Source organism: Pseudanabaena sp. FACHB-1998, assembly GCF_014696355.1.
GTDB lineage: Bacteria > Cyanobacteriota > Cyanobacteriia > Pseudanabaenales > Pseudanabaenaceae > Pseudanabaena.
Genome location: NZ_JACJQA010000033.1, coordinates 178539 through 205096, shown reverse-complemented (window position 1 = coordinate 205096; position 26558 = coordinate 178539). Strand labels below are relative to the sequence as shown.

27 protein-coding genes are annotated in these 26558 nt (G+C 40.7%); 12 read left to right on the top strand and 15 right to left on the bottom strand.

Annotated features, from left to right (window positions below):
* Positions 1–2: 2 nt before the first annotated feature.
* The gene (locus H6F42_RS14750) at positions 3–890 is read left to right on the top strand and encodes a phytoene synthase (RefSeq protein WP_190400213.1); all 888 of its coding nucleotides are present in this window, start codon (positions 3–5) and stop codon (positions 888–890) included.
* A 75-nt stretch (positions 891–965) separates the two neighbouring features.
* Here the strand turns inward: H6F42_RS14750 and H6F42_RS14745 are convergent, their stop codons facing one another.
* The gene (locus tag H6F42_RS14745; RefSeq protein ID WP_190400119.1) at positions 966–3347 is read right to left on the bottom strand and encodes a HAMP domain-containing protein; all 2382 of its coding nucleotides are present in this window, start codon (positions 3345–3347) and stop codon (positions 966–968) included.
* Positions 3348–4007: 660 nt separating this feature from the next.
* On the opposite strand from H6F42_RS14745, the gene H6F42_RS14740 reads away from it, so the two are divergent.
* The gene (locus tag H6F42_RS14740; protein WP_190400118.1) at positions 4008–5024 is read left to right on the top strand and encodes an AEC family transporter; all 1017 of its coding nucleotides are present in this window, start codon (positions 4008–4010) and stop codon (positions 5022–5024) included.
* On the opposite strand, the gene H6F42_RS14735 is transcribed toward H6F42_RS14740, so the two are convergent.
* The 10 genes from H6F42_RS14735 to rpoD form a co-directional block, all read right to left on the bottom strand.
* Positions 5013–6143: a glycosyltransferase family 4 protein gene (locus H6F42_RS14735; RefSeq protein WP_190400117.1), complete on the bottom strand. Its 1131-nt coding sequence runs from the start codon at positions 6141–6143 to the stop codon at positions 5013–5015. The two genes, H6F42_RS14740 and H6F42_RS14735, sit on opposite strands and share 12 nt — an antisense overlap.
* Before the next feature lie 30 nt (positions 6144–6173).
* Positions 6174–6674 carry a YceD family protein gene (locus tag H6F42_RS14730; RefSeq protein WP_190400116.1) on the bottom strand — a complete coding sequence of 167 codons (501 nt, stop codon included), beginning with the start codon at positions 6672–6674 and terminating at the stop codon, positions 6174–6176.
* A 15-nt stretch (positions 6675–6689) separates the two neighbouring features.
* Positions 6690–7196 (bottom strand): R3H domain-containing nucleic acid-binding protein, encoded by a 507-nt coding sequence (locus tag H6F42_RS14725; RefSeq protein ID WP_190400115.1) that lies wholly within the window; start codon positions 7194–7196, stop codon positions 6690–6692.
* Positions 7197–7348: 152 nt separating this feature from the next.
* Positions 7349–8659 carry a membrane protein insertase YidC gene (gene yidC / locus H6F42_RS14720; RefSeq protein WP_190400114.1) on the bottom strand — a complete coding sequence of 437 codons (1311 nt, stop codon included), beginning with the start codon at positions 8657–8659 and terminating at the stop codon, positions 7349–7351.
* A 101-nt stretch (positions 8660–8760) separates the two neighbouring features.
* Positions 8761–9159: a PH domain-containing protein gene (locus H6F42_RS14715; protein WP_190400113.1), complete on the bottom strand. Its 399-nt coding sequence runs from the start codon at positions 9157–9159 to the stop codon at positions 8761–8763.
* Positions 9149–9499 (bottom strand): ribonuclease P protein component, encoded by a 351-nt coding sequence (gene rnpA, locus H6F42_RS14710; protein ID WP_190400112.1) that lies wholly within the window; start codon positions 9497–9499, stop codon positions 9149–9151. The genes H6F42_RS14715 and rnpA overlap by 11 nt, the downstream gene beginning before the upstream one ends.
* 62 nt (positions 9500–9561) lie before the next feature.
* Positions 9562–9702: a 50S ribosomal protein L34 gene (rpmH, locus tag H6F42_RS14705; protein WP_009626678.1), complete on the bottom strand. Its 141-nt coding sequence runs from the start codon at positions 9700–9702 to the stop codon at positions 9562–9564.
* 124 nt (positions 9703–9826) lie between these two features.
* Positions 9827–10438: a DUF3782 domain-containing protein gene (locus H6F42_RS14700; RefSeq protein ID WP_190400111.1), complete on the bottom strand. Its 612-nt coding sequence runs from the start codon at positions 10436–10438 to the stop codon at positions 9827–9829.
* 172 nt (positions 10439–10610) lie between these two features.
* Positions 10611–10715 carry a DUF29 family protein gene (locus tag H6F42_RS21940; protein WP_347272316.1) on the bottom strand — a complete coding sequence of 35 codons (105 nt, stop codon included), beginning with the start codon at positions 10713–10715 and terminating at the stop codon, positions 10611–10613.
* A 92-nt stretch (positions 10716–10807) separates the two neighbouring features.
* Positions 10808–11995, bottom strand: coding sequence for an RNA polymerase sigma factor RpoD (rpoD, locus tag H6F42_RS14690; RefSeq protein WP_190400110.1), 1188 nt, complete (start codon positions 11993–11995; stop codon positions 10808–10810).
* A 297-nt stretch (positions 11996–12292) separates the two neighbouring features.
* On the opposite strand from rpoD, the gene H6F42_RS14685 reads away from it, so the two are divergent.
* Together H6F42_RS14685 and H6F42_RS14680 are read left to right on the top strand one after the other, a co-directional pair.
* Positions 12293–12877, top strand: coding sequence for a DUF2854 domain-containing protein (locus H6F42_RS14685; RefSeq protein WP_190400109.1), 585 nt, complete (start codon positions 12293–12295; stop codon positions 12875–12877).
* A gap of 248 nt (positions 12878–13125) precedes the next feature.
* Positions 13126–13704: a Sua5/YciO/YrdC/YwlC family protein gene (locus tag H6F42_RS14680; RefSeq protein ID WP_190400108.1), complete on the top strand. Its 579-nt coding sequence runs from the start codon at positions 13126–13128 to the stop codon at positions 13702–13704.
* A gap of 110 nt (positions 13705–13814) precedes the next feature.
* On the opposite strand, the gene H6F42_RS22150 is transcribed toward H6F42_RS14680, so the two are convergent.
* The 3 genes from H6F42_RS22150 to rimI all read right to left on the bottom strand — a co-directional run bounded on the left by H6F42_RS22150 (position 13815) and on the right by rimI (position 16506).
* Positions 13815–15158 carry a peptidoglycan-binding protein gene (locus H6F42_RS22150; protein ID WP_190400107.1) on the bottom strand — a complete coding sequence of 448 codons (1344 nt, stop codon included), beginning with the start codon at positions 15156–15158 and terminating at the stop codon, positions 13815–13817.
* A gap of 52 nt (positions 15159–15210) precedes the next feature.
* Entirely contained in the window at positions 15211–15831 is a 621-nt protein-coding gene (locus tag H6F42_RS14670) for a hypothetical protein (protein ID WP_190400106.1), read from the bottom strand.
* Positions 15832–15966: 135 nt separating this feature from the next.
* Complete coding sequence (gene rimI, locus H6F42_RS14665; protein ID WP_190400105.1) at positions 15967–16506, bottom strand: ribosomal protein S18-alanine N-acetyltransferase; 540 nt, start codon at positions 16504–16506, stop codon at positions 15967–15969.
* Positions 16507–16586: 80 nt separating this feature from the next.
* Here rimI and H6F42_RS14660 point away from each other — a divergent pair, with 80 nt between their 5' ends.
* The 8 genes from H6F42_RS14660 to H6F42_RS14625 all read left to right on the top strand — a co-directional run bounded on the left by H6F42_RS14660 (position 16587) and on the right by H6F42_RS14625 (position 26148).
* The gene (locus H6F42_RS14660) at positions 16587–17501 is read left to right on the top strand and encodes a sulfite exporter TauE/SafE family protein (protein WP_242018455.1); all 915 of its coding nucleotides are present in this window, start codon (positions 16587–16589) and stop codon (positions 17499–17501) included.
* An 821-nt stretch (positions 17502–18322) separates the two neighbouring features.
* Positions 18323–20812, top strand: a complete 2490-nt coding sequence (locus H6F42_RS14655; protein ID WP_190400104.1) for an ATP-dependent Clp protease ATP-binding subunit — start codon at positions 18323–18325, stop codon at positions 20810–20812.
* A 214-nt stretch (positions 20813–21026) separates the two neighbouring features.
* Entirely contained in the window at positions 21027–22082 is a 1056-nt protein-coding gene (gene minC, locus H6F42_RS14650) for a septum site-determining protein MinC (RefSeq protein ID WP_242018454.1), read from the top strand.
* A 62-nt stretch (positions 22083–22144) separates the two neighbouring features.
* Entirely contained in the window at positions 22145–22948 is an 804-nt protein-coding gene (minD, locus tag H6F42_RS14645) for a septum site-determining protein MinD (protein ID WP_190400103.1), read from the top strand.
* An 8-nt stretch (positions 22949–22956) separates the two neighbouring features.
* Positions 22957–23730 carry a cell division topological specificity factor MinE gene (gene minE / locus H6F42_RS14640; protein ID WP_190400102.1) on the top strand — a complete coding sequence of 258 codons (774 nt, stop codon included), beginning with the start codon at positions 22957–22959 and terminating at the stop codon, positions 23728–23730.
* A 127-nt stretch (positions 23731–23857) separates the two neighbouring features.
* Positions 23858–25096: a CCA tRNA nucleotidyltransferase gene (locus H6F42_RS14635; RefSeq protein ID WP_190400101.1), complete on the top strand. Its 1239-nt coding sequence runs from the start codon at positions 23858–23860 to the stop codon at positions 25094–25096.
* 113 nt (positions 25097–25209) lie between these two features.
* On the top strand, positions 25210–25776 hold the full coding sequence (gene def, locus H6F42_RS14630) for a peptide deformylase (RefSeq protein WP_190400100.1): 567 nt from the start codon (positions 25210–25212) through the stop codon (positions 25774–25776).
* A 12-nt stretch (positions 25777–25788) separates the two neighbouring features.
* Positions 25789–26148 carry a cupin domain-containing protein gene (locus tag H6F42_RS14625; RefSeq protein WP_190400099.1) on the top strand — a complete coding sequence of 120 codons (360 nt, stop codon included), beginning with the start codon at positions 25789–25791 and terminating at the stop codon, positions 26146–26148.
* 110 nt (positions 26149–26258) lie between these two features.
* Here H6F42_RS14625 and H6F42_RS14620 read toward each other — a convergent pair whose 3' ends face one another.
* A complete protein-coding gene (locus tag H6F42_RS14620; protein ID WP_190400210.1) occupies positions 26259–26543 on the bottom strand; it encodes a YggT family protein in 285 nt (94 codons plus the stop codon).
* Positions 26544–26558 lie beyond the last annotated feature (15 nt).

Genomic DNA, 26558 nt, shown 5'->3' with positions numbered 1-26558 from the left:
CGATGGGAATGCGTCAGCCAGTCAGTCTGGAGGAAGCCTACGAGATTTGTCGTTGCATCACGGCAAAGTATGCCAAGACATTTTATCTTGGCACGATGCTGATGTCCGAAGCCAAACGGCGAGCAGTTTGGGCGATTTATGCTTGGTGTCGGCGTACTGATGAGCTTGTAGACGGTATGCAGGCGGAAAGCACCGATGCTGAAACGCTTTTTAACTGGGAAAAACAGTTAGAAGCGACGTTTCGTGGTGATCCCATCCATGCTTCAGATATTGCCTTAGCGGATACTGTCAAGCATTACCCCATGCCGATCCAGCCATTCAAAGACATGATTTCGGGAATGCGAATGGATCTCAAGTATGACCGCTACCAGACCTTTGAAGATCTGCATTTATATTGCTATCGGGTCGCGGGTACAGTGGGCTTAATGTCGGCGGCAATCATGGGCTTTGAGACGAAAGATCCTTCGGTAATTAGTACTGCCACTGAAGCGGCGATCGCCTTAGGTATTGCCATGCAATTAACTAATATTTTGCGAGATATTGGTGAAGATGCTCAGAGAGGACGCATTTATTTACCCCTTGAGGATCTACATTATTTCGACTATACCGAAAAAGATTTATTAAATGGTGTGGTTGACGATCGCTGGACTGAGTTAATGCGTTTCCAAATCCAAAGGGCGCGAGAATTTTATCAACATGCTGAGGATGGCATTTCGGCGCTCTGCCGCGATGCCCGATGGCCAGTGTGGTCGTCCTTAATTTTGTATCGCAATATTTTAAAGGCGATCGAAAATAATCATTACGAAGTATTTATGCAAAGAGCTTTTGTTCCAGCACCTAAAAAAATGCTAGCTCTACCTTGGGCATGGCTTAAAGCCCAAACATCCTAATTTATGGATTTTGTCCTCCCATAGATGACAGTCATCAAAAAAGAGAGTTGCGGTGCAACTCTCTTTTTTGATTTTTTAATTAACTTTTACGGGTAACGTTACTACATAAAATCTATAGCGGTCGCGATTACTGGTAAACCATTCCACAGATATATTACCGCTATATCTTTGCAGAATCTTCTGTAAAGCTGTTAAACCCATTCCTTTTGTAAGTTCTTTGGTCTGGCTATTTTTACCAATTAAAATATACAAATTACTCACGATGGATAACAAATGTTCTGGAGATAGTGAAGAATTAACTTTGCCAATAGTGATTACTACTTGCCTATCAACTAGCCTAGAGTGACAAATCGCCAAACGGAACTCGTTAAAACTCGCAACTCTATTAAATAAACTAATCAAAATATATAAAATCTCTTCATGATTTCCTTCTACTAAGCTTGAATCATTGTCTACATTTACAATAAGTTTGCTATTGTTTTTTTGAAATATCGTCTCAGTTTCTTGCTTGACTTGATTTAATAGCTCCGATATTAGAAATTGATTTGTATTTTGATTAGATTCAGTATCTAAGCCATTTTTACCTTCTTCAGGAAACATTTCTCCAATAGATCTAGCAACCTGTGTTCCTTCAGAGATCATGATCTCAAAATTACTGCTAATTTGCCTAATGGTACGCTGTGTTTTAGAGTCCATCGAGGGTAAATTAGCAAATACAGAATCTTGAAATTTTTTATGAGTTAACTTTAAAAATCCTAGTAATGAAGTAATTGGAGTACGAATCTTTATAGAAACTTCTTTTGAAATGTTGGAATCTAGTCTGGTAGCTAAAATATCTTTTTCCAAGAAAGATGTCTTTACACCCTGTTTATCCAACTCAGAAACAACAATAATAGTGCCTAAAGAATGTGATTGCTCTTGGTTATTCCTGTGAGGGATGTTAGATACTACGGCTTTATAGGTACTTTGATAAGGGATCGAAAATTCAGATAGATAGATATTTTGCTTTTGGGCTCGCATTGACGAAATCAAGTTAGCTATCTCTATCGGAAATACATCCTTATAGGATGCGCCCATAGCATCAGCAATAGATATGGACAGAATCTCCGCAAGATTAGAATTAATTTGTAAAACTAAATCGTTACCATCTAATAGCGCAAAACCTTCACCCGTATGCTCAATAAAATGTTGAAGAATTTCCGATGATTGATTAATTTGCTGAGAAACCGACTCACCAGACTCTACCACTTCCTGATTAAGAGTCTTTAATCGATCAAGCATATGGTTAAATGCGATCGCTAAAGCGCCAATTTCATCTTTTTGACTATTAGGAAATCTTGCTTCTAGGTTGCCATCGGCGATCGCCACAGCAACATCCGTAATCTCCACTATTGACTGAAAACGATATCTGATAATTGCATAACAAATAGCAGTCATTAATATGACTAAGCCTGTGACAATTAAAGACATATCACGAAATAATCGATTAGCTGGCGATAAAGCAACTTGCTGATTAAGTTCTACTATTAAAGCCACATTCAAATCTTTAATCCAACCATAGCTACCTATTACTTCACTAGCTCCGTAGTTTTTATAATTGCTACTACCACTTTGTCCTTTCAGAGCATTATCGATTCCTAGACTATTAAGAGTTTCATTGTTCTCTTGAAATTCACTTAAATCTCCAGCAACTACAATAGGCTTATTATTTAGCTGCCCAATTAAGTAAGCCTCCGCTTTTAAATTAACGTTAGAAGGAATGGCTAAAATTTTATTAATCTCCTCTATTTTGACATTTATCAATACATTAGCCGCTCGATTTCCCAACTCATCAAATATAGGATTCACAAAAACAATAATTGGTCGATTATCTTTAAATGACACATAAAAATAATTAACCCTAGAATTATCTCTGGAGCTTTTTCTATACAATTGCTGTTCAGATTCTTTGATTGATTTACTTGTGTTTAGAGGATTATCAAAAGAGTCAATTCTAGTTTTGCCATCTTCTTTACGCTTAGTGTCTAACTCATTTTCTGCTGACACTATGACTTTGCCTAAGCTGTCTATTACATATATAGAGTCTATCTTTGAGCTTTTAATAATATTTGAATCTAAAATATCCTTTATATCTTTAATAGTTTTGGCATAGTCTAGATTGTCATTTTTTGATTTAGTTAAACTAACCAGTTTTTGCCTAAAGTTATTAGAGTTACTGACAGTAGAAGATTCATTTTGATTTTCTAAAATCCACTTATATAAACTTGCCTCTCTTTCTGATTTTAAAGATAGAGATTGATTTAAGGCGGATTTTTTGAGGTTATCACTATATCCGATTTTATTAAGATAAACGATAAATATACCTGTTAGTTCAGAAAGCAGTAAAAAAGACAAGACGATTTTAAACAAAAAACTCTTGTTGATACTTTTGCTAATTCTTTTATATAAGTATTTCATTGGTTATCTCATTCAAATTTATTTCAATATTTTTAGATGGATTTTTTAGATAATAACTTAATATCATCGATCGCATTTATTAGTCTTAACACTCTGCTATCGATTTTATATTTTTGACTTTTAACTTTATAAAATTTACCTTTTATAGCGAAGGAAGTAGGACAAAAAGCTTATGCCTAAATAAGTATTTTAAATGTAGTTTCATGTTAACTATTGTTCGATAGAGCAATCTTATTTTATTTGTGAGAAAGGCAAAAGGCTTAAGCCCCTTGTTATAAGATTTTGTTTCTTCTGACTCCTTTAGGGTGGCTATATATTGGGAGCGATTATTTTCTCGGAGCGGGGGGATAAGTTTTGCAGATCATAAATTAATTACTAGAGATTAGTAATAGCTATTTGACGGATATTTTTAAATCTGACATGTGTTACTGTCAAATTTAAACTTACCCGCTCTCCTATTGTGATGGAACTATAAACCTAATAATTTGATAAAAGCTTGCGGTTCCTTTTTAGGGAACACTTATGGGCTAGTTAGCTAGATATAACTTCACCACTTCCACTCTATTTAGATTTTGTTTAGTCTAGATGAATTTTAAAAAATCCTAGATTTTAAAAAAGCTTAAAGTTCTGCAATACTATTGACTTGAAAATGAGTTGATTATGAACGATCTATTTTTATTCTATGCAACTCTTATTGGATTTCCTACAATTGGTTATATTTTAAAGACACTATTTCCAATATATTTCTCAAACTATACATATCAATTTGCAGTTTGGATTGCAACTCCAACGCTTGTATTTACTTCCTATAGAAATAATATTTTAAGTGATTTTTGGACTATTCCATTTATTGCTATCACTGCTATTGTTATAAGTACTATATTCGTTTACATAATAATTGACTTGGGATGTATAAATGAGCGAATTCATTTATTATCTAATACCAATAAAGTTAATCAAAATTTTAATTTTATAACCCACACTTCTCCTCGCCTAAGTTCTCTAATCACACCTAAAAATAGTGAAACCCAAGCATCTCTTATTATAAATGGAGTTATTGGTAATACAAGTTATATAGCTTTTCCAATAATTTTACTGGTTTTAGATTCAACGCAAACGCAGTATTTTACTTGGGGTGTAATATTCAGCTTGTTTAATAGCACTTTAGTTTCCTATTTTCTTTTAATGATTTCTTATAGGTTTCATAATGAAAAATTAGACTTTGAATCCTTAACTACCCCTATAAAGTCAATTTTTAGAAATCAAATATTTTGGGCTTTATTAATAGGTTATCTTGTTAATATTTTTATGCCCCTTGATAAACTAGAAGGATCTATCAATCAAGTCCGATATTTGATTATATGTATAAATCTAATAGCGATCGGCGCACAACTTTCATTTTCTAAATCTAAATTGAATTGGAATCAATCTTTTACAATTTTATTAGTTAAAATGTTAATTACTCCTTTGGTAATATCTGCATTATTCCTATTATTAAATATTACTAGTTTTCCCACAATTATAATATTGCTTCAAGTAGCCATGCCCCCTTTATTATTAAGTAAAGAAATTTATAAACAATCTAACTTATCTAAAAACTTTAATATTTCGGCTCATTCAATTGGTTTCGTTTTATTAGCCTTTACTGTACCTATTTGGGCTGTTTTATCTAGATAAAGCTTCTTCGTATAATCTGAAATTATCTTTGGCGATGTTTGTCCATGAATATTTTTGAGCGGTCTGATAAGCATTAAGTCTTAATTTAGATAAATACTCTTGATTGGTTATTAATTTTCTAAGTGCTTCCTTGATCGCTAAACTATCTCTAGGCGGAATGATAATAGAGTCAAAATCATGGGTAACTATTTCCGTTGGACCTGGGATGTCAGTAACTATAGGTACTAATCCACATGCCATAGCCTCAACCACAGCTAAGCCAAATCCTTCTGATAGAGATGGAAAAAGATGAATGGCATGACCCAATAGTAATGATGCTAGATCCCCATTTTGATATCTGGGAATTACATGAATGCGATCGCCTAAATCGTGATCAAAATCGGTGAGAATTTGCTCCTTCTCGATCATGCTTCCTAAAAAAGTGACCTCAACATTTGGGTAGTCCCGTAAAATTTTCTGCAATGCTGGGACGCTGTAATGCGTGCCTTTGCGAGGAATATAACTACCAATGAGGGCTATCCGAAATTTGTCATCCTTTAAGTCAGGCGGTAATGGCAAATTCAAAAGATTGTCTAAAATTCCATTTTTGACAATAAATGTATTTTCTCGTTTGACTTTTAATTCGTTAACGGAATACTCTAAATCGTGTTTGTTAAGTAAAAGCACTAAGTCAGCAAGACGCATAGAGCTTGAGACTTCCCGCAGGTGAAATCCCCCATGATAAATTGGATATTTCCAACTTATTTTCATGTTTCCCCGCTTAACTTCTTCTAGTAATTGCAAATGAACCGTATGTTCTAGTCCATGACTACGGGTTACTAAAAGAGGTGTTTTTTTATGAAAGCTTTTGCTTAATTTACCCCAAAGCCATCCATCACCTGTGGATGCGTCAACTACATCGATCTTTCCTAGATTTACCAAAGAGGCTACTTTTTGGGCAACAAATTCTGGAAATAATATGCTCTTGACGAGGGGTGGCAAAAAGGAAGGGAGATCGTCAAAGGAAAAGAAAGAAACCTCATGCCCTAGTTTTAAGTACTCTTGCCCCAATCGCCATGTAACACCTGGTGCGCCCAAATTAGGATTTAACTCATGGTGGATGGTGAGTAAGATTTTCATTTTTTTAAGCTTTACTTTCTAAGCTTGATGCTATTCCGATAGCTGCAAAGAGCTTAGCACAGCCCAGCGTTTATCTACTGATGTCTCTAGGTTTGTCTGAGGAGATTCGCTTAGGTCTAAAGCAGGAGCATCAGGGGCTATTTTCGGATAGGGGATGGCTAGCACAAGTTGTTCGTATAGCCATGCTGCGGGATCAAAATATCCATTGGGCGAGAGAGATTCTACTAAATCTCCTGTTTCGACTTCGCGTTCCTTGGGATATTCGCCTTCGGGTAACGGCTCAGCTAGCCAGATCATTTCCGAGGTATTGATCGCTAGTCTATAGTTAAATTGCACTAAGGTGCGATCGCAGGTCAAAGTCATAATTGTTGAGGCTTTGGCACTAACTTCGATAAATGAGCCTACGTGGCGAATACTGATGATTCCTTGGACGGGAGTTAAGGTTTCTAAACCTTCGATAAATTCTTTAAACTCAAAGGATTCAGTTGCTTCAACGGCTCTGGCAATTTGGGGTATGTATAACTTTTCCATCAGAACTACACCACTTTAACTATTGAATTTAACTATTAAATGACGATTTGGCTCTCTACCTTGACTATGGGTTTCAATGTCAGGAAAGCTTTCTAAAAGCTGGTGAATATATCGGCGATCGGCGGCCGACAAATGCTTCATTACAAATTCATTCTGGTTTTCTCGAACCTGTTGAACAGCATTTTCGGCTAAAGAATTCAACTCAGTTAAACGCTTAGAGCGATAACCATTTAATTCAATTGTATAGAAATTATGGGTGTGCTGTTGGCTCGCATCTTGAGAAAAATGCCGATTTAGATGAGTATTAGCTAAATACTGAAGTGCATCCAAAGAAGTGCCATCTTCACCAGTTAATCTTTGAATTTGCGACTCTTGCAAGTTATCAGTTTTTATTTCTAGCCAATAATTATTAGAGCTAGTTTCGGGAGATGCTTCTAAGGTAAGGACTTCAACTGAAGTGTTATATCCCATCAATCTCAAAACTTCTTGAAGCCAATTTCCGCTTATTGCAGCATCTTCCATAAATTTATAAATATTTTATTAAAATTTTTACTGAATAATCTTAAACAAATTCTCAAAATGGCAAAGCCATTTTGAGAATTGAAAAAGTTACTGTTTGTTTTTCCTATTCACTACAGCGTTTTCATCCTGTTTATGAATTTGAATCGCAGATACTAATTTTTCTTCTTTTTCTTAGAAGAATTATTATTAGGTTCAAAAGGTAAAGCTGACTTTGTGGGGGCGTTACTATTCTTGTCCTTGTCATCAACTACGGTTGCTTTGTTTGACTTGGCATCAAAGGGGATTTTCGTGGTTTCGCTCTTGCTGGAGGCGATCGCCTTGGAGTCGGATTTAGGCTGAGCTTTTGTAGATCCAGCAGCATTAGCCGAAACTGTAACTAGCTTTTGTAAGTTTTCGGGTAAAGGCTCTTTAGCAACGATAAAAGCCTGTAAGGTTTGGAAAATGTTGGCAATTAACATATAGAGCATTACACCTGAAGGCAAGGGGAAGAACAAAAACATCCCAGAAAAAATAATGGGGGTAAGTTTGTTCATGGTGTCCTGTTGCGAAGCTTCAGGAGTAGGGCTATCGTTTTTGGGTGTAGATCCACTAGATATTGACTGGTTAGCATATAAGCTGATGCCAAAGCCCAATACCATGATGACAATATCCCAGTTGATGCTGCCGTCTGCATTAGTTACACCAGTCTTACCAAGAGCTTTGATAAATAGGAAGCCTTTATTGGATGCTAATCCGGGAACAGTGGCTTGAACTGTAACTTCACCCACTTGCTTGGCAATTACCGTACCATCTTCTAGAATTTCCGCAAACTCTTGCCCCTTAGTGATTTTCCATGTAGGAGCTAGATCTATATCGGGATATTCGGTAGCTAGAGCTTTAAAGTCTTTACCTTGAGAGGTTTGCAAAATTATTTTTGATTGCTCACCCACCGCTAAGCTTGTGCCATTTAATGAGGTGGCTAAAACAGGGTAATGTACGCGATCGGCAAAGTATACATTTTGGCTAGGTGATGTAAAAGCCTGATGAGTGATTTGCGCTTGATTTTCTGTAGGGGAAATTTGGAAATTGAGCGAATAATTAATGTCCGCGAAAGGCGATCCCCTTAGGGTGGCAAACAAAGCAAACAGAATTGGCAATTGCACCAGTGCAGGCAAACATCCAGACAAAGGATTACCAAATTCTTTGAAGTTAGCCGAGTTAACCTTTGCTAGCTCTTCTTGCTGCTTAGCAGGATCACTCTTGTAACGTTCTTGAACTTCTTTAATTCTTTGCTGCATTACGGGGTTAGCAATTTTCATGCGGCGCATACTGCGAAGCTGATTAGCACTCACAGGAAACAACGCAAAACGCACTACTAACGTTAATGCAATAATTGCCAGTCCATAGCTCGGCACGATGCCGTAAAAAAAATCTAGGAAAGGCAACATTATGTTGTTGGAAAGAAAACCTACACCGAAATCCATTTTCTACTTTACTGTTGGGTTTGCATCCGAATGATAACTAATCACTCATGAAAATTAGGATCGCTCTGTTTTTTGATTTTGAGAGCGATCCTTGAATTAATTTAGGCTCTACCGCCAATAGCACCACTAACTTCTTGGGCTTTGAGGGTTAGCTTCGATTCGATATATTCGTATGTTTCGCGAAATTTAGGGAGAGATTTTAGTTCAAGGCGAGAACCATCTTTAAGAGTTAATACCATGTCGCCCCAACTGCCTAAACCACGAGGAACCGTGACAATTTTAGCGATTTCCGCATATACAATGTCAGTACGGGTCTGACTGCGCCATCCACCTGTAACGGTGATACGACGATTGGTAATGCGATAACGTACCCATAGCGCTCTGGCGATCGCTGCAATACCAAAAGGAATTGTGATCACAAAAATACTCATCAGCAAGCTAATTATTAGATCGCCAACATGGGGTGCGCCTTCGTAATAAACTTCCTCATTAACTGCCATGCAAAACCTTCGCCTTCGTTAGTAACTTAGTTAGATCGTCCCAAATTTCTTGATAACTTGGTTTGCTTTGAACAGTAGTTACTGTTACAACAATTTGCAATCCATTTTTCAATTGTGACAGAAGTTGTCGAAAAATGGCGCGAAGTTGGCGCTTAAATCGATTACGGGTTACCGCCAACTTGCTGACTTTTTTGCTGACAACTATGCCAATCTGGGATGTTGCCACATTACTATCAAAAAGAACTTTCAAGTTTAAGTAAGTGCCTCTGTAGCGATCGCCTTTGGCATATACCTTTGCAAAGTCCTCACGCCGTCGCAGACGGTTTTGATTGGGTAGCACTAGAAAATTAACAAGTACAAATTTAAGTACGACTAGGTTGAAAGTTTAATTCTGATAGTAGTCTAAACGGTTGTTAGACGTACTCGACCTCTACTACGACGAGCTTTAATTACTCGTCTACCTGTGGGGGATTCCATTCTGGCGCGAAATCCAGAGGTGCGTTTCTTTTTGCGGACACTACCGCGTAGAGTACGTTTTGTCATAACCGTTACTTACTTAATTTAGTTTCAAAGGGTGTCTTTTTTTCACAGGCTTTTAACTATAACACTTATGTTTAGCGTCTGTATAGTTTTATAAGACACTCTAGGAACTTATTTTCAGCTTTTTCTACCAACAGGATGGCTTAAAATCTTCATCATTGGCGATCGCCACACTGTCACCCGATGGCTTAATTACAAATAAACCTTGCCGATAGGCATAGCGATCTATACCATCATTAATTTCTATGCCTGCCACTGCCCCATAAGCTTGATAGGATTTGTAATGGGGAAAAGACATCTTGAAACGATTTAGTTTTTCAATAAATTCATCAACATCATCTTTGGAAAGTCGAGATTTGCACTCTACCAATACCAACTCAGTGTCATCAATGGCTAAAATGTCTATCTCCATTGCCGCACCTTGTCGCTTGGTTCGCGCACGCGGATATACCTCTTTAACATCGATGCCTTTTTCTTGAAAAAGTCTTAAAACCGCAGGTTCAACTAGTTCTTCAACAAAACGTCCCCATCTAGTGGTTAGAGCATCAACGGCTTTGCTAGTACGTTCAACTGTGCGCTCTAATTTGACTAAGCTTTTTTCACGGTCGGCAATAAGTCTCTCAAGTTCCGCTTTGGATTCTGCGGCACGGCGATCATTCTCAGCAAAACGGCGATCGGCTTCTTCTTGAGATCTTTGAAATAGTTTATAAATGTCTTCAATGGTTACAGGACTACTCATAAGTCTTGACTAGCTCTTAGGTCTTGACTAATAGCGTAATTTTTTAAGCTTGGTGACTGCTTAAGAATATCCCTAAGTGCATTGCGAGTTCTATCAATAGTCTCCCCCTACCCTGCATAGTCATATTCACTTTTTGCATAGCAACGCTTTAGCAAAGGCTCGATTAGCGTAGTCAATCTTTGCTTTCCCGTCTATCCCTACCAGACAAACCTTCTAACTCCTCCACTAAATTTTCAATATCAAGATTATGAAAATCACCAGCTTTTAACTGGGCGATCGCCGATTCTAACCAAAGATGAAGATCGCGATCTTATAGAGAGGTTTTAGAAGGTTTAGGTAAGGCTTGAGTCATAGCAGACACTCAACAAATTAGCGAATGTACTCTTTTAAAACGCTATTACGGTTAGGATGGCGCAACTTGCGGAGAGCCTTAGCTTCGATTTGACGGATACGTTCGCGAGTGACGTTGAAGATTTGACCGATCTCTTCAAGGGTTTTCATGCGTCCATCGTCTAAGCCGTAGCGTAGGCGCAAAACATCGCGCTCTCTGGGGCTGAGGGTTCCTAGTACGCTTTCGAGATCTTCACGCAGGAGACTCTTAGCAACTTGATCGTCAGGAGTTTCGCCTTCGGACTCGATGAAGTCACCGAGGCGAGAGTCTTCTTCCTTACCGATAGGAGTTTCTAGGGAGATTGGCAACTGGGCAGATTTGGCGATAAAGCGGAGCTTTTCGATCGTCATCTCCATGCGAGTGGCAATCTCTTCCTCAGTTGGCTTACGTCCCATTTCTTGAGAAAGCAATTTAGTTGTTTTCTTAATGCGCGAAATGGTTTCGTAAAGGTGGACTGGTAGGCGAATCGTACGGGATTGATCAGCGATCGCACGGGTAATTGCTTGACGAATCCACCATGTCGCGTAGGTCGAGAACTTGTAACCCTTTTCATGGTCGAACTTCTCGGCAGCACGGATCAAGCCTAAACTACCCTCTTGGATTAAGTCTTGGAAGGACAAGCCACGATTCATGTACTTTTTGGCGATCGATACTACGAGACGTAGGTTCGACTGCACCATTTTGTCTTTGGCTCGACGACCAGAGTGGAGACGCTTCCGAAATTCGCCTAGGGGCATACCCATCTTGACCGCCCAATCGGGCTCACGCACATCGTCGGGATGGCAATCGACTTCATTAGCAAGTTCTTCGCGCTTTAGCTCTAGTTCTAAGAGATCGGCAATCTTTCTGGCTAGCTCAATTTCTTCATCGGCTCTGAGTAGGCGAATTCGACCAATTTCTTGGAGATAGAGGCGGATTGAGTCCTCAGTAAAATGTTTTTTCTTAGTCTGACTAGCTCTCTTTTTTGTCCCCCTTGCTTTGCCAGTTTTATCAGGGTCATCTTCGAGATCAGGGTCTTCATCTGAGTCATCAATTAAGTCGTCCTTTTCGAGTTCGATTTCATCGTCAATATCTTCAAGGTCTTCTTCAATTTCTTCAAGATTTCTATCAAGTTTGCTCGCTGGCAACTTGATATCAATAGGTAGGTCGATGGCTACTTTGCTCATGCCAGATTCCTCAGATCCGTACTGTCTTAAACTTATTGTCTACGGGGAATTACACCTAGATGATTGTAGCTTGCTAAACACAAAAATGGTGGTTAGGGCTACTCAGAATTATGAAAACACAGTCTTAATAAGGTGTTTTCTCTATTCTTACTTTTGGAGTTAGTAGGGTAATCCTTAAGATATACATTTAATAGTCTAGCGATGGTATGCCCTCTTTTGAAAGAATTTTGCTAGAAAGCGATCGCTATATTGCGTTAAAAAACAGATACATTTGTTAAGTATTATTAAATTTTGATTATGCTTAAGCTTAATAAGATATCTCTTGCTTCGGTTGGTTTGTTTGTTGGCGGAGTTCTTTTCTTGGTTGGGTTTTGGGCTTATTCCAAGGGCAACTCTACCCTCAATTTGATAGGTTTTTTCTATGGGTTTCCTATTTTGTTAGGTGGATTTGCCTTTAAATCATCGGAGGTTTTACCATCGCCGATCATTGTTGCCGAGACTCCCGAAGTTATTGCTTTACGCAATCAACAAGAAACGCCTACCCAAAAACAACTTCGACGCGACTTAACTAGATATCGCTATGGCATCAAAGCTCATCTAGATGAAGTGTTAGAAAAATTGGGTATGAGTCCTACCGATGAAGAACGTCCTGTTTTGATCGGTATATATGAAGAAATTTCTCAAGACGAAGAGACTAGAGGTGCTTATAGCCTAGTTCTGAGATTTAAATCTCCTTTAATGGGGGCTGAGATTTGGCTACAAAAACAGGAAAAATTGACGCGCTTCTTTGGTCCTGGAATTGTCGCGATCGTTAAGGAATTAGAAAATAAAGAATTTGATCTACGATTAATTTCCCAGCAACCTCTAGCTGTAAGTAGTTAGGGCTTTGTCACTGGCGGAACCTTTAATTTAAACAAAAGCAAAAGGCAAGAATATGAAGATAACGGGAAGCGCCATCTTTATATCCTTGCCTTTTATGTCTTAATACAAGTAATACCAAATTAATAAACGGCTGCGCCATTTTTTAATTTAAAACCCTTACTGGATTTGGTTTTTAATTCTCGAAAGTGTTGTCACGCTTGCGAAAATTGGTATAACAACAGCTATAAAGTGAGGAATAAGTAAAATCAGTGGGTTTAGTTTGTTTATCAGCTTTAATTGCAGGTGCAAGATCAGGAAAATTAGTCAGTTTTCCTACGGACACAGTACCTGCCTTAGCGGTTCGCCCCGATCGCAGTGGTGATATTTTTACTCTCAAGCAGCGATCGCCCGATAAGCCCCTAATTTTGATGGCGGCTAGTTGGCAAGAGTTACTACCTTTTATTGATAGGGCTAATTCTGACTTGCCTAAGTGGGAACAGACAGCCCATAAATATTTTCCGGGGGCGATAACGTTAGTTTTGCCTGCCAGTGATCGCGGTTGTACATTAAATCAAGGTTTTACAACTCTGGGGGTAAGGATTCCTGATAACAAAATGGCGATCGCGATTTTGCAGCAAACGGGGGCGATGTTAACGACTAGTGCCAATAAGAGTAATGAGCCACCATTAAGGAAAATGCTAGAAATATCTACCAGTTTTCCTAGTGTATGGACATTAGGTGATGTTATTGATATTGCTGAGACCACAGGAAGCGGTTTGCCTTCAACGGTTGTGGAATGGAAGCCAGAAGGTTGGCTAGTGCGTCGTCAAGGAGCAATTAGTTTTTAATACAAAGAACAAAATGGCTAAGCCATTTTGTTCTTTGTATTAAAAACTTGGGACGTTTTGCCATCTAAGTTATCTAAAAGAGAAAGGGACACTTTGTGTCCCTTTCTCTTTTAGGATTGCCAATCTCGCGAGAACTGCTCGATTTGCGTTACGGTTAGCTGTTTTTCTAACCACTGCAAAGCTGTTAGCTGATCGGGGAAGTTATAGTCTTCGTAATTTTCAAAGATGTCAACTAAGGAAATAGGAAGCGTAGACTGCTGTGAGGCTAAAGCCCAACGTTGAAAAAATTGCTGAAGTATGACATCAGAGAGCGATCGCTGTAAATTTTCTAAAGCAGTTACCTGATTGGGAAATTTGGCGCGACTATAAACTTTGACGGCTCCACTCAGACTAATTAACTGAAGATTATTAATGGGGGGGCTAGCAGGAGTCGATGATGGTGGTGTAAAGGGCGTACCAAATTCAGTACTTGTATTTAGCCTTGACCAATCTTGACGGAAGGTCTCGATCGCTTGAGGTAATAAATTTCCTTGTAGCCATTGCAAAGCCAGATTTTGATTTGTCATTTGAGCCGCATTGTAGCTACTAAAGGCATCAGCTAAAGACGAGGGAACCTGTCCTGACGCAGTTTGCCAGCGCTCAAAAAATTGTGGCAAAATTTCCGCAGGAATATTAGCTTGTAGATTATTTATAGCCAGAGTTTGATTGGGTAATTTGGCGCGAGCATAGCTATTTGCAGCACTAATTAAACTGATTGCTCCTACTGGAATTGAAGTTGTAGGAGAAGTTTCAGGAGGAGTGGGGGTAACGCTTGGGGAAGCAGGTGTAGCCGTTGAAGGGGGAGAAGGGTTTGGGGGAGTAGATGGTGATGGTGTGGGAACAAAAATTGAAGATATAGGGGGGGCAGATGTCGAGGGTGTTGGTGTCGCTACTGGCGCAGGTGTTGGCGATGCGGTGGGAGGCTCAATCACGATCTCGGTGGGATTTGTGGCTTGGGGAGGCGTAGCATTGGGAATCGCGGGGGCTTGCAATTTTTGCCATGTTTGGTTGCCAACCTTGCCATCGACGGTTAACCCATTAGCACGTTGAAAGTTAGCGATCGCCTCCCTTGTGCCTGCTCCAAAATCCCCATCAATGCGACCTTGGTAATAGCCCTTTGCCTTGAGAAGTTGTTGAGCCTGAGCTACAGCTTGCCCTTTAGAACCAGATAATAACGTTGGCAAAGACGTAGCAGCCGACGGTGATTGACTCCCCCGCAGTAATGTCCAGCTAGCATTTCCCACGATGCCATCAGCAGTTAAACCATTTGCTTTTTGAAACTTGAGCACAGCATTAGCAGTACCCGTACCAAAATCACCATCAATCTTGCCACTATAAAATCCTTTGGCTTGAAGAAGTTGCTGCAATTCTGCTACAGCATTACCTTTGCTACCTTGTTTTAATATTGCGTCCATAATTAGCCCAATTTTTTCAAATTAATAGTTCGAGAAAGGTTTAAAAATAAATTTAGAAATAGAGTACACGCGCATCTAGTCCTTGCGATCGCAAGAAATGTTTCAAAGATTCGGCGGCATCACGATTGGTATAACCGCCTGCATAGATATAATCGCCTCGAAAAGATTTGGAAATAAAGGCGTTGGGGATGAGTTTTTTGACTTGGGCTAAGGCTCCTAGTCCGCCAGCACTCATGGGAACTGCGGTAACATAGCGATATTGGGCGGAGTTCTGCAAACCGATATTGGAATTATTATTTGGCAAATTATTATTTGGCAAATAAGTCGGCAGTGTTACATAGGGGGTATTAGTCTGAGGAATATTTTGAGCAACTTGATAGGTTTGCTGTGCAGCTATACCTCGTCTTTGCAACTCTCGGGTTACAAAATCTGCGGTTGGAGCATCAAAGTAACCTGTCAATATAGATGTTCTCCCATTTACTAAGCCAATCACAGGATTAGTAACGACTTGTCTCGTAATGTCTAAGGTGACAGGATTGTTTCCTGCAACGTAAACAAGAATATTTCCAGATTGGGCATTAGCACTGGCGATCGCGACAGCCCAGAATCCACAGCTAGCGATCGCTATAGTTGCAGTTTGTATAGTTTGCTTTGCCCAGTTAAATATCCGCATTTTCGTTAGACCTTTAATGCTAAAGCGAATTAATTGCTCTTAAACTTAAACTAATTCTATAGCAATCCCTAGTTAATTTGGCTGATATCCTAACTATAGAGGTTTTCCCAAGAGTGCATACTCATGGGAAAACCTCTATAAGTTCCAGCCTTTTGTTAATAAATTTATAGAAATTGCCTCATGCCATTGCTCTAGCAACAAGCCAAATTCAGGTGTATGAATATTTTTGCACCATAAAATCAAGGCATCTTCGCCAGTAGCTTCATAATAATTTGTACGTCTACCAATTTCCTTAAACCCGAAACTATCGTATAACCCAATAGCTACATAGTTAGAAGCTCGAACTTCTAGGGTGGCCCATTCTAATTGGCGATCGCGAGATTTTTTGAGTAATCCCCAAACAATCGCTTTGCCCAGCCCCTGACCTTGATATTCGGGGCGTACTGCCAAAACCGTAATGTGAGCTTCTTCAAGGACTGACCACAGACATCCAAAACCGAGTAATTCATAATTTTCTGTGGTTAAACCCAATACGCAACTGCTAGGATTATCAATCTCCTGCTGATAAGCCTCTAAGCTCCAAAAATTTCCGAGACAAGCACAATCAATAGCCTTTAGTTGCGCTAAAAATTTTTGATTAATCTCACTTAGATAGATTCGGGTCGATAGGCTCATGTGTTGTAATTATCTAAACATTCATAGGATTTGCGGCTCAACGCGCCGTAACTCGCCTGATACAAACGGATTATCGATCAATGTCAGAACTCATGCCAATTGTATATCTCAGTGTGGTTAGCTTTTTTGCTTGGATTGTTAGCACTTTGGCAGGTGGGGGCAGTCCATTCATCTTAATTCCGTTAGTTAACCTCCTCATGGGATCTGCTGCTGTTCCACCTGTAATCACGATCGGCATGTTTTTTGGTAACGCCCATCGGGTTTTACTGTTTTGGCGAGATATTGATTGGGTATTGACCGCTTGGTATGCACCGGGAGCGATCGTAGGCGCAATTTTGGGTGCTTATACCTTTACCCAAATCCATCTCGATTGGTTGCAAATAGTGATTGCAGTTTTCCTAATCGTGAGTGCCGTTTTATTGGGACTAGAAAAAAGTCCTGAAAAAACCGTTGCTGAGGATCAGGCAAAACAGATCAAATTGGTCGATGATTCCAAAGAGTTAGAAGAGATCGAAAAACTCATCGAGATCAATCAGTTAGGGGAACTAAGTGAATTAGGTGCTCTCGAACAATCAGCTTTAATTCCTAAAGAAGTAAAACCCAAATTTCAACTTCAGGCTTGGCACATTATGCCTGCGGGGTTCCTCAAAGCCTATGTATCGGGCTTAGTCGGCACAACGGGTCCTGTCTTAAATCCCTTTTATCTGGGCTATGGCTTAGTCAAGGAGAAAATGCTAGCCACCAAAGCAATGCATATGACGATTATCCATGTCGTGAAAATCATCACTTACGGAGCGCTAGCAGCAATGTCTAAGGAACAAATTGTCGCAGGATTAGCGATCGGCTTAGCCGCCCTACCTGCCAATCTTATTGGCAAATATCTCCTCAGTCGCATGAGTCCCCAGCAATTTCGCCAAGTGGTGCTTGCTTTTATGGCGATCGGAGGATCATGGATGCTTTGGCAGCAAAGAAGTTTACTTTTAAATGTTTTGTAGTTAAAGCTATAGCCAAGTAAGTTAAGACATAAAACCCAGAAGAGAGTTGCGGCGCGAAGCGCCGCAACTCTCTTCTGGGTTTTTCTTTTGTCCTAACATAGTAGCAATGCCTCTAATTTGGGATTAAGGGTAACAACTATTGACACAGAGTGCCTCTTTTAACGCAAAGATTCCAAGGTTCCTATAGCTTGAGAAAATTAATCTCAGCGATCATCTATTCAACACAAAATAAGAATTTTATATTTAATACAATGTTCGGATCGTAGTAAAGTCTTCTATTGCCTCTTCGTTGTTTTAAAAATTTATTGCTCAATGAATAGCAATAGCTCACCCCATCTATAAAAGTTTTTAAAAGTAGCTCTAGAAACTGATACTTTTTTAATTCTTTCTATTCTTTTACGTTAACAGCATTTGCAAGATTAAAAAGTAGTAATGACAATAAAATTGAGCAAGATATTCCTACCTCAGTTTTTTTCTTACACCTATTTTCATATATCTTGCGGTAAGAGCTTTAGGACATAGCTAATTAATTTATCTTGAGTAATTACCAAGTCTAAATATTGAGTCTTATACTTTCGCTAGAAATAAAAATCTTCTCCCACCCTAGCCTTCGGGTACAGTAAACAGTTCCTTTAATCGGTTTCACAAGCAACAAAAAACTAAAAATATGGGGTTAAACAGCCCGTAAGAAGCAAACATGATCCCTAAGAGAGATCTTAACAATTTAGGTAAAAAGGAGTGAGATCCGTACACACAGAATGCTGTTAAGGCTGTGCTAGTATTAACTTTAACCAGAACGCAGCAAAGTATGGGGAAACGCCATGTTTGAACGCTTTACAGAAAAAGCAATTAAAGTCATCATGCTGGCTCAAGAGGAAGCTCGCCGCCTCGGTCATAACTTTGTCGGCACAGAGCAAATCCTATTGGGTCTAATCGGAGAAGGAACTGGCGTTGCCGCCAAAGTACTTAAGTCCATGGGTGTAAACCTCAAAGACGCTCGTATTGAGGTTGAAAAGATCATCGGACGCGGCTCTGGTTTTGTCGCAGTCGAAATTCCTTTCACTCCTCGCGCCAAGAGAGTCTTAGAGTTGTCCTTAGAAGAAGCTCGCCAGCTCGGACATAACTATATCGGTACTGAGCATTTATTGCTAGGACTAATTCGCGAAGGCGAAGGTGTTGCCGCTAGAGTTCTAGAAAATCTCGGCGTGGATCTCTCCAAGGTTCGTACACAAGTAATCAGGATGCTCGGTGAGACTGCCGAAGTATCCGCAGGTGGTGGTTCATCGGGACGCACCAAAACGCCAACCCTCGACGAGTTTGGCTCAAACCTGACCCAGCTTGCCCAAGATGGCAAACTCGATCCCGTAGTGGGTCGTGAAAAAGAAATTGAACGAGTCATCCAAATCCTCGGTCGCCGCACTAAAAATAACCCTGTCCTGATCGGTGAACCTGGTGTGGGTAAAACCGCGATCGCTGAAGGTTTAGCACAACGCATTTCTAACAGTGACATCCCTGACATTTTGCAAGAAAAGCGGGTTGTTACCTTAGATATCGGCTTACTAGTGGCGGGTACAAAATACCGTGGTGAATTTGAGGAACGCCTCAAGAAAATCATGGAAGAAATCCGCACGGCTGGCAATGTGATCTTGGTAATTGATGAAGTCCATACCTTGATTGGTGCTGGTGCTGCTGAAGGCGCGATCGATGCCGCCAATATTCTCAAGCCTGCCCTTGCCCGTGGTGAACTGCAATGCATCGGCGCAACTACCCTCGATGAGTACCGTAAGCACATTGAGCGCGATGCTGCTCTTGAGCGTCGCTTCCAACCAGTGATGGTTGGTGAGCCTAGTGTTGAAGAAACCATTGAAATTTTGATCGGTTTACGTCAACGCTATGAAGAGCATCACAAGCTGAAGATCGATGACGCCGCCTTAGTTGCTGCGGCAAAACTAGCCGATCGCTATATTAGCGATCGCTTCTTGCCAGACAAAGCGATCGACTTAGTTGATGAAGCAGGTTCTCGTGTGCGCTTAATCAACTCCCAATTGCCTCCCGCCGCCAAAGAACTCGACAAAGAATTGCGTCAAGCCCTCAAAGATAAGGATGATGCAGTCCGTAAGCAGGACTTCGATAAGGCAGCGGAATTGCGCGACAAGGAAATCGATCTCAAGCAACAAATTCGCGCCCTCAGCCAAACCAAAAAAGCCGAGACTCCTGCCGAAGACTTGCCTGAAATTCATGTAACTGAAGAGGACATCGCCTACATTGTCAGTTCTTGGACTGGCGTGCCTGTTCTCAAGATTACTGAATCTGAATCTGCAAAACTCATGCAGATGGAAGAAACCCTCCATGGTCGCGTGATTGGTCAAGACGAAGCTGTGAAAGCAATTTCCCGTGCCATCCGTCGCGCCCGTGTTGGTCTGAAGAGTCCCGATCGCCCGATCGCTAGCTTTATCTTCTCTGGCCCCACAGGTGTTGGTAAGACTGAGTTAACTAAAGCACTCGCTGCTTACTTCTTCGGTTCTGAAGACGCAATGATTCGCCTCGATATGTCGGAATACATGGAGCGTCACACCGTATCTAAGTTGATCGGGTCACCTCCCGGATATGTTGGCTATAACGAAGGCGGTCAGCTTACTGAAGCAGTGCGTCGTCGTCCTTACACCGTTGTGCTATTCGATGAAATCGAAAAAGCGCACCCTGATGTCTTTAATTTGCTATTGCAAGTATTAGAAGACGGTCGCCTAACTGACTCGAAGGGACGCACCGTTGACTTCAAGAATACTCTCTTGATCATGACATCGAACGTTGGTTCTAAGGTCATTGAAAAAGGCGGTGGTGGACTTGGTTTCGACTTCGCTGCTAGTCAAGAAGATGGTTTATATACCCGCATCAGATCGCTAGTTAACGAAGAACTGAAGCAATACTTCCGTCCAGAGTTCTTGAATCGCTTGGATGAAATCATTGTCTTCCGTCAGTTGACCAAGCCCGAAGTCAAGGAAATCGCCGATCTCATGCTCAACGAGTTCTTCAAGCGGATGCTTGCTAAGGATATCGTCTTGACCGTGACCGAGCGCTTTAAGGATCTTCTAGTCCAAGAAGGTTATAACCCTAGCTACGGGGCGCGTCCATTACGCCGTGCGATCATGCGCTTGCTCGAAGATTCTCTTGCTGAAGAGATCCTCACTGGCAAGGTGCGTGAAGGCGCATCAGTGACAGTGGATGTCGATGACGATGGCAAAGTCAAAGTCATTGAACAGGCAGCTTTAGGTGGTACTGAAAACAACCTTCAGTTATTGCCATCAGCCTAGAATTAACCAGAAAACAAGGAGCTTAAGCCTCTTGTTTTCTAGTTTTTCTGATCGCCTTTAATGACTTTTGTGGATTTATAGCAGTAGCTCGTTATGTTAGGACAACCTTAAAAACTAAGATAGACTTGCGGCGCTTTGTGTCGTAGTCTACCTTCATAACTGGCTGTAGCTATAGATGGTGTATAGGTAGATAGCGCTAAATTTAAAGAGCTTCATGAATAAAGAGCGTAATATTGCCGTAAAAACGAATCCTCTATCGCCTACTAAATTGCAGTCGGCGGTAGGGGATTTGTCATCTGCGGAGATGCCTGAAGTCTCTGTCATTGTTGATCAACCTGAAGAAGTCGTAACTATTGCGCCACTTACGGTTGACGATGTTGAGGGGGGAGAACTCAAGCCAATCCCTAGGAAGCCTGAGCCAGATCTTAAAACTGTGCCTTTGCCTGACGCGGAGATTTGGCAAGTAAGGTTTAAGACCCTAGATGGCAAACTCAATTTATTATTACCAACTGAAAAAAAGGCAACCCTAGAGCTTTTTAAATCAATTGTTAAATCGGTAAATGAGCCTGTTGCTAGTGAGGAAAAGGCTGTAGATAATAATCAATCTCCTGCCACTTCGCTGCTCGATCTAACTTGGGCGGAGATGCTGTCTCAGCTAGAGCAACGTATGGCTGCGAGTGGGCATGATTGGAAACCTCGGACACAGGTATATTTGCAAGCAGGCGATCGCCTATTGGATACGCGCCAACTGCAAGAGTTGGTAGAATCCTTGCAAAATTATCAATTGCTGCTACATTGTGTGGTAACCAATCGCCGTCAAACCGCGATTAATGCCGCGAGTATGGGCTTATCGGTAGAGCAGGGAACGATTTTTCGGGAACTGCTAGGATTTAATCCTTTACCTGAAGCTCCGACCGATGATCCGCTCTACATTAAGATGACCGTAAGATCTGGCACAGAAATTCGACATTCTGGCAGTATTATTGTCTTCGGTGATGTTAATGCGGGCGCAGAGTTGATTTCCGAGGGCGATATTATTGTCTGCGGTAAACTGAAAGGCATGGCTCATGCTGGGGCTAAGGGCAATGCTCAAGCCGTAGTTATGGCTTTACACCTTGATGCCACCCAAATTAGGATTGCCAACTTTATTGCTCGTGTTGAAAGTCCTAGTACGTCTTTCTGTCCAGAAATAGCCTTTGTGAGTACACAAGGTGCACCTGTGATTCAAATAGTTCAAGCCGTTGATTTTTCTTCAAAAAGTAAGGATTAGCGCCTTTATAGCGTTACTAATTACTGGTAATTTATTCCTCGCTCAATTATTAATCCGTAAAAATGAGTCGCATTATCGTTGTTACCTCTGGTAAAGGTGGTGTCGGCAAGACCACATCTTCTGCAAACCTCGGCATGGCGCTTGCCAAGTTAGGACGTAAGGTGGTTTTGGTAGATGCTGACTTTGGCTTGCGTAATCTTGATCTTTTATTAGGTCTAGAAAATCGCATCGTGTATACAGCCCTAGAGGTGATTGCGCGGGAATGTAAGCTTGATCAAGCCTTGGTCAAAGATAAGCGTCAGCCAAATTTATCTTTATTAGCTGCCCCTCAAACTCGGAATAAAACTGCCATTACCGCCGCCCATATGAAGGCTTTGGTAGAAGTTTTAAGCCGCTATTTTGATTATGTTTTGATTGATTGCCCTGCGGGAATTGAGTCTGGTTTCCAAAATGCGATCGCTGGTGCAAAGGAGGCGATCGTGGTAACTACGCCTGAGATTTCAGCTGTGCGCGATGCCGATCGCGTAGTGGGATTACTCGAAGCCAATCGAATTACGGATATTAAATTAATTCTTAACCGCATTCGTCCTGCGATGGTAAAGAATAATGACATGATGAGTGTCGAAGATGTCCTAGATATTTTGTCAGTTAAGTTAATTGGAGTGATCCCTGATGACGAACAGGTGATCGTTTCTACCAATAAAGGGGAACCATTGGTGTTGTCAGAGAAAGCATCCCTTGCGGGTACTGCTTACGAGAATGTGGCAAAGAGACTGGAGGGCAAAAATGTAGAATTTTTGCAGCTTGAAGCTCCACCCAAAGGATTTTTTGCGCGTCTGTCAAGCTGGATTAGTGGAAATGCCTGAGGTTCGATATGATTTCAACACTGCTCGATCGCCTATTTCAAAGAAGCAATGTTACTAGCGGAACGCAAGTCAAGCAGCGTTTGAAGTTTATCTTGGCGCATGATCGAGCAGCGATCGAACCTCAGATATTTGACAATATGCGCCATGAAATTATGCGTGTTGTTTCAAAATATGTAGAACTTGATGAAGCTTCCTTAGACATTCGCTTAGAGTCTGATAAACGTATGACGGCTCTGATTGCAAATTTGCCAATTCGGATGGTGCGTGAAGAACTCCCCGATCTGGTCAGTCTTTTTGATGAACCTAGTGAAGAAGTTAAACCACCAATTAATCCTGATGCGATCGCCTTAGAAATGGATCAGTCAGCCGAGGATGCTCTTGATGCGATCGCCGCTAAAGAAATTTACAAGCCAATCCCAGATAGTTCTACGCTAGAAGAAATGGCGGTAGTAGCTGAGCGTACTACTCAAGTGACCAGCAAACTAAGGACGGCAGCAAATAAGTCACCAAGTGTAGAGTTAGAGAAACTTGCAGAACCTGAAACTTTTCTTGTAGATACTCCTAAAAATAAAGCTCAAGTTATAGTTGAGAGGTTAGAAGCAATCTCTATGGGGCAAAATATTGCAAATGGTGAACTTTCAATAGAGTTACCAGAGAGTGAACAAAGTGATCAGTTAGAGTTATCACTAAATTTGCCAGAAGTCGTAGAATTATTAGAAGAATCTCCAGAATCATCTCCTCAGAAAGCTTCAGAAATTATCAATCAACAGTCCTCAGAGTGAAAAAATATGCTGATTACTGCCGATTACTAAGGAATTAGAAATAGCAAAAATAGGTTGGATATCATCAGATTTAGATATTTTTCTTTATAATGATGTTCGCTATAATATCAACATTTTTGAATAAATTTTGACACAGTTTCCCTTTGATTTTAATGATTTACCCACTCCGACCTATCTAGTGGGTGGATGGGTGCGCGATCGCCTATTAAATCGTCAAGGCAAATATCTTGACCTAGATTTTGTATTACCAGAGAAAGCTATAGAAACGGCTCAGGCGATCGCCCGCAAGTATCAAGCGGGTTTTGTTGTACTCGATGCCGAACGTCATATTGCGAGGGTAGTGTTTAAAGATGGCACGGCGGATTTTGCTCAGCAGATGGGTAATAGCCTAGTTGCTGATTTGGGGCGACGCGACTTTTGTATGAATGCGATCGCCTTGGAATGTCATCAATTAATTGAAGTTGAGGCAAATTCACAGGAGATATGTTACATCGATCCGTTTGATGGAATTGGGGACTTAAAAGCTAAGAGAATCAGGATGGTAGCTCCTGAGAACTTGGCAGAAGATCCCTTGCGGATTTTGCGGGGATATCGTCAAGCCGCCCAATTGGGATTTGAGATAGAAGACTGGACAAAACAGGTTTTGATGAAACTGGCTCCTAAATTGAAGTCTGTTGCCGCCGAACGGGTACTAACCGAACTGGGATATTTGCTATCAATACCTAATGGAAGGCAGAGAATGTTAGATGCGGTTCGTGATCGCATTTTAGAAGATTGGCTACCTTCGCGATATCTTAACTTGGCGAGATTCTCTGAAACAGAAAAAGTTATCTCAAATCTTTTAACTAGATTTCCTAGTCTTGAATTATTTTTTAGCAAATCCTTAGCAGGCGATCGCCATGCATTAGTAATAGTAAAATTAGCCGCGTTAACTAAGGCCGCAAATGCTTTAGAGTTCTTATGCTTAAGTCGTGCCGAACAACGCTGGCTAGTCGGAATTTTGCGCTATCTATCACAATTTATTACTCTCCTCGATTCTGCTTCCCCCAAGGAGCAATATAAATTTTTCCAATCAACCTTAGAATTTTTTCCCGCGATCGCTACTCTAGCATTAGCTAGCAATTACCAATGGGAGCAAATTACCCCTTGGATTGAGCGTTGGCTCACCCCCCACGATCCGATCGCCTATCCCATGGCCTTAATTACAGGGGATGATCTTCGTCAAGAATTAGGAATTCCCCCTAGCCCTAAAATTGGAGAGTTTCTCGAAAAAGTTAAGATTGCTCAAGTAGAAGGGAAGATTAATTCTAAACAAGATGCTCTTGATTTTGTGAAAATACTTATGGACACCCAGAGCAATGCTTGAGTCATGCTAACCTTCAAAAACAGAATGGCGGCGCAAAGCGCCGCCATTCTGTTTTTGAAGGTTTACAGCAAATTATGCCAAAATATAAATAGTCAACTAAAAGCTAATAGGCAATGTCTGCAATCTCTATCAAAGTCCCTAAACAAAAAGTCAAAAATCCGCCTCTAGAAGTGCATACAATGGGTGATCGCGTATTACGTCAGCCCGCTAAGCGTATCAGCAAAGTCAATGACGAAATTCGCCAAATTATTGTGGATATGCTGCAAACCATGTACAGCAATGATGGTATTGGGCTTGCTGCTCCACAGGTGGGAATCAATAAACAATTACTGGTAATTGACATTGAACTCAAAGATGAGAGCAAACCTCCTCTCATAATGATTAATCCTGAAATTAAATCGTCGGGTGGAGACTTAATAAATGGTGAAGAGGGTTGTCTAAGCATTCCTGAAGTCTTTTTAGATGTAGTACGCCCCGATCAAGTAGAAGTTGTCTATCGCGATGAAGATGGTAGACCACAACGTCTGGTGGCGAGTGGCTTACTTGCTCGAGTAATTCAACATGAAATGGATCACTTAAATGGAGTTCTATTTGTTGATCGCGTTAAAAATCCAATCGCCTTGAATAAAGAACTAACGGCTCATGGCTTCGCGACTAGGGATGTCCAAGCGATTAAATAAATGACTAAATAAATGCTGATTCAAAAATTACTTGATTGTCCAGAATTTATCGCAGGTGATTCGACAATTTTGCGAGAGTTACTGCATCCTGAGAAACAGGCGATTAATTTGCGCTATAGCCTTGCCCATGCCATTTTACCTATAGGTGAAACTTCTCAGTCCCATTCCCTGACTACTTCTGAAGTTTATTATATTCTTAGTGGTCGCGGCGAAATGCATATTGATGATGAAGTTCGCGAGATAGAATCTGGTGATGCTGTGTATATCCCTCCAGATGCTAAGCAGTTTCTTAAAAATATTGGTGATGAACCCATTGTATTTATCTGTATTGTCGATCCTGCTTGGCGCAAAGAAGATGAAACAATTTATTAAGCAAGTGCAGATTTTGCTTGAAACTCAAAAAGAGAGAGTCAGTGCTTAGCACTGACTCTCTCTTTTTGAGCGACAGATGTTCCTGAAATCAAAGACTTCCGTGGCTAAAACTATTGCATCATCGTCAAAATACCTTGCTGACCTAGCAACATTTCGCGCAAGAGGCTGAAAATACCCACCCCAATCACAGGGGCAATATCAATACCGCCAATGGGTGGGATCAGCTTCCGCAGCACAAACAGTAAAGGCTCAGTAGGGAAAGTAATCAGGCTATAGGGAAATTGCTTGAGAGGAATCTGGGGATACCATGTCATCACGATGCGAAATATGTACATGAGAATGAATAGCCCCAACAAAATATTGAGCGCTAAAGAGCTAATGGCGATCGCGTCCACGTCAGTAACCAATTG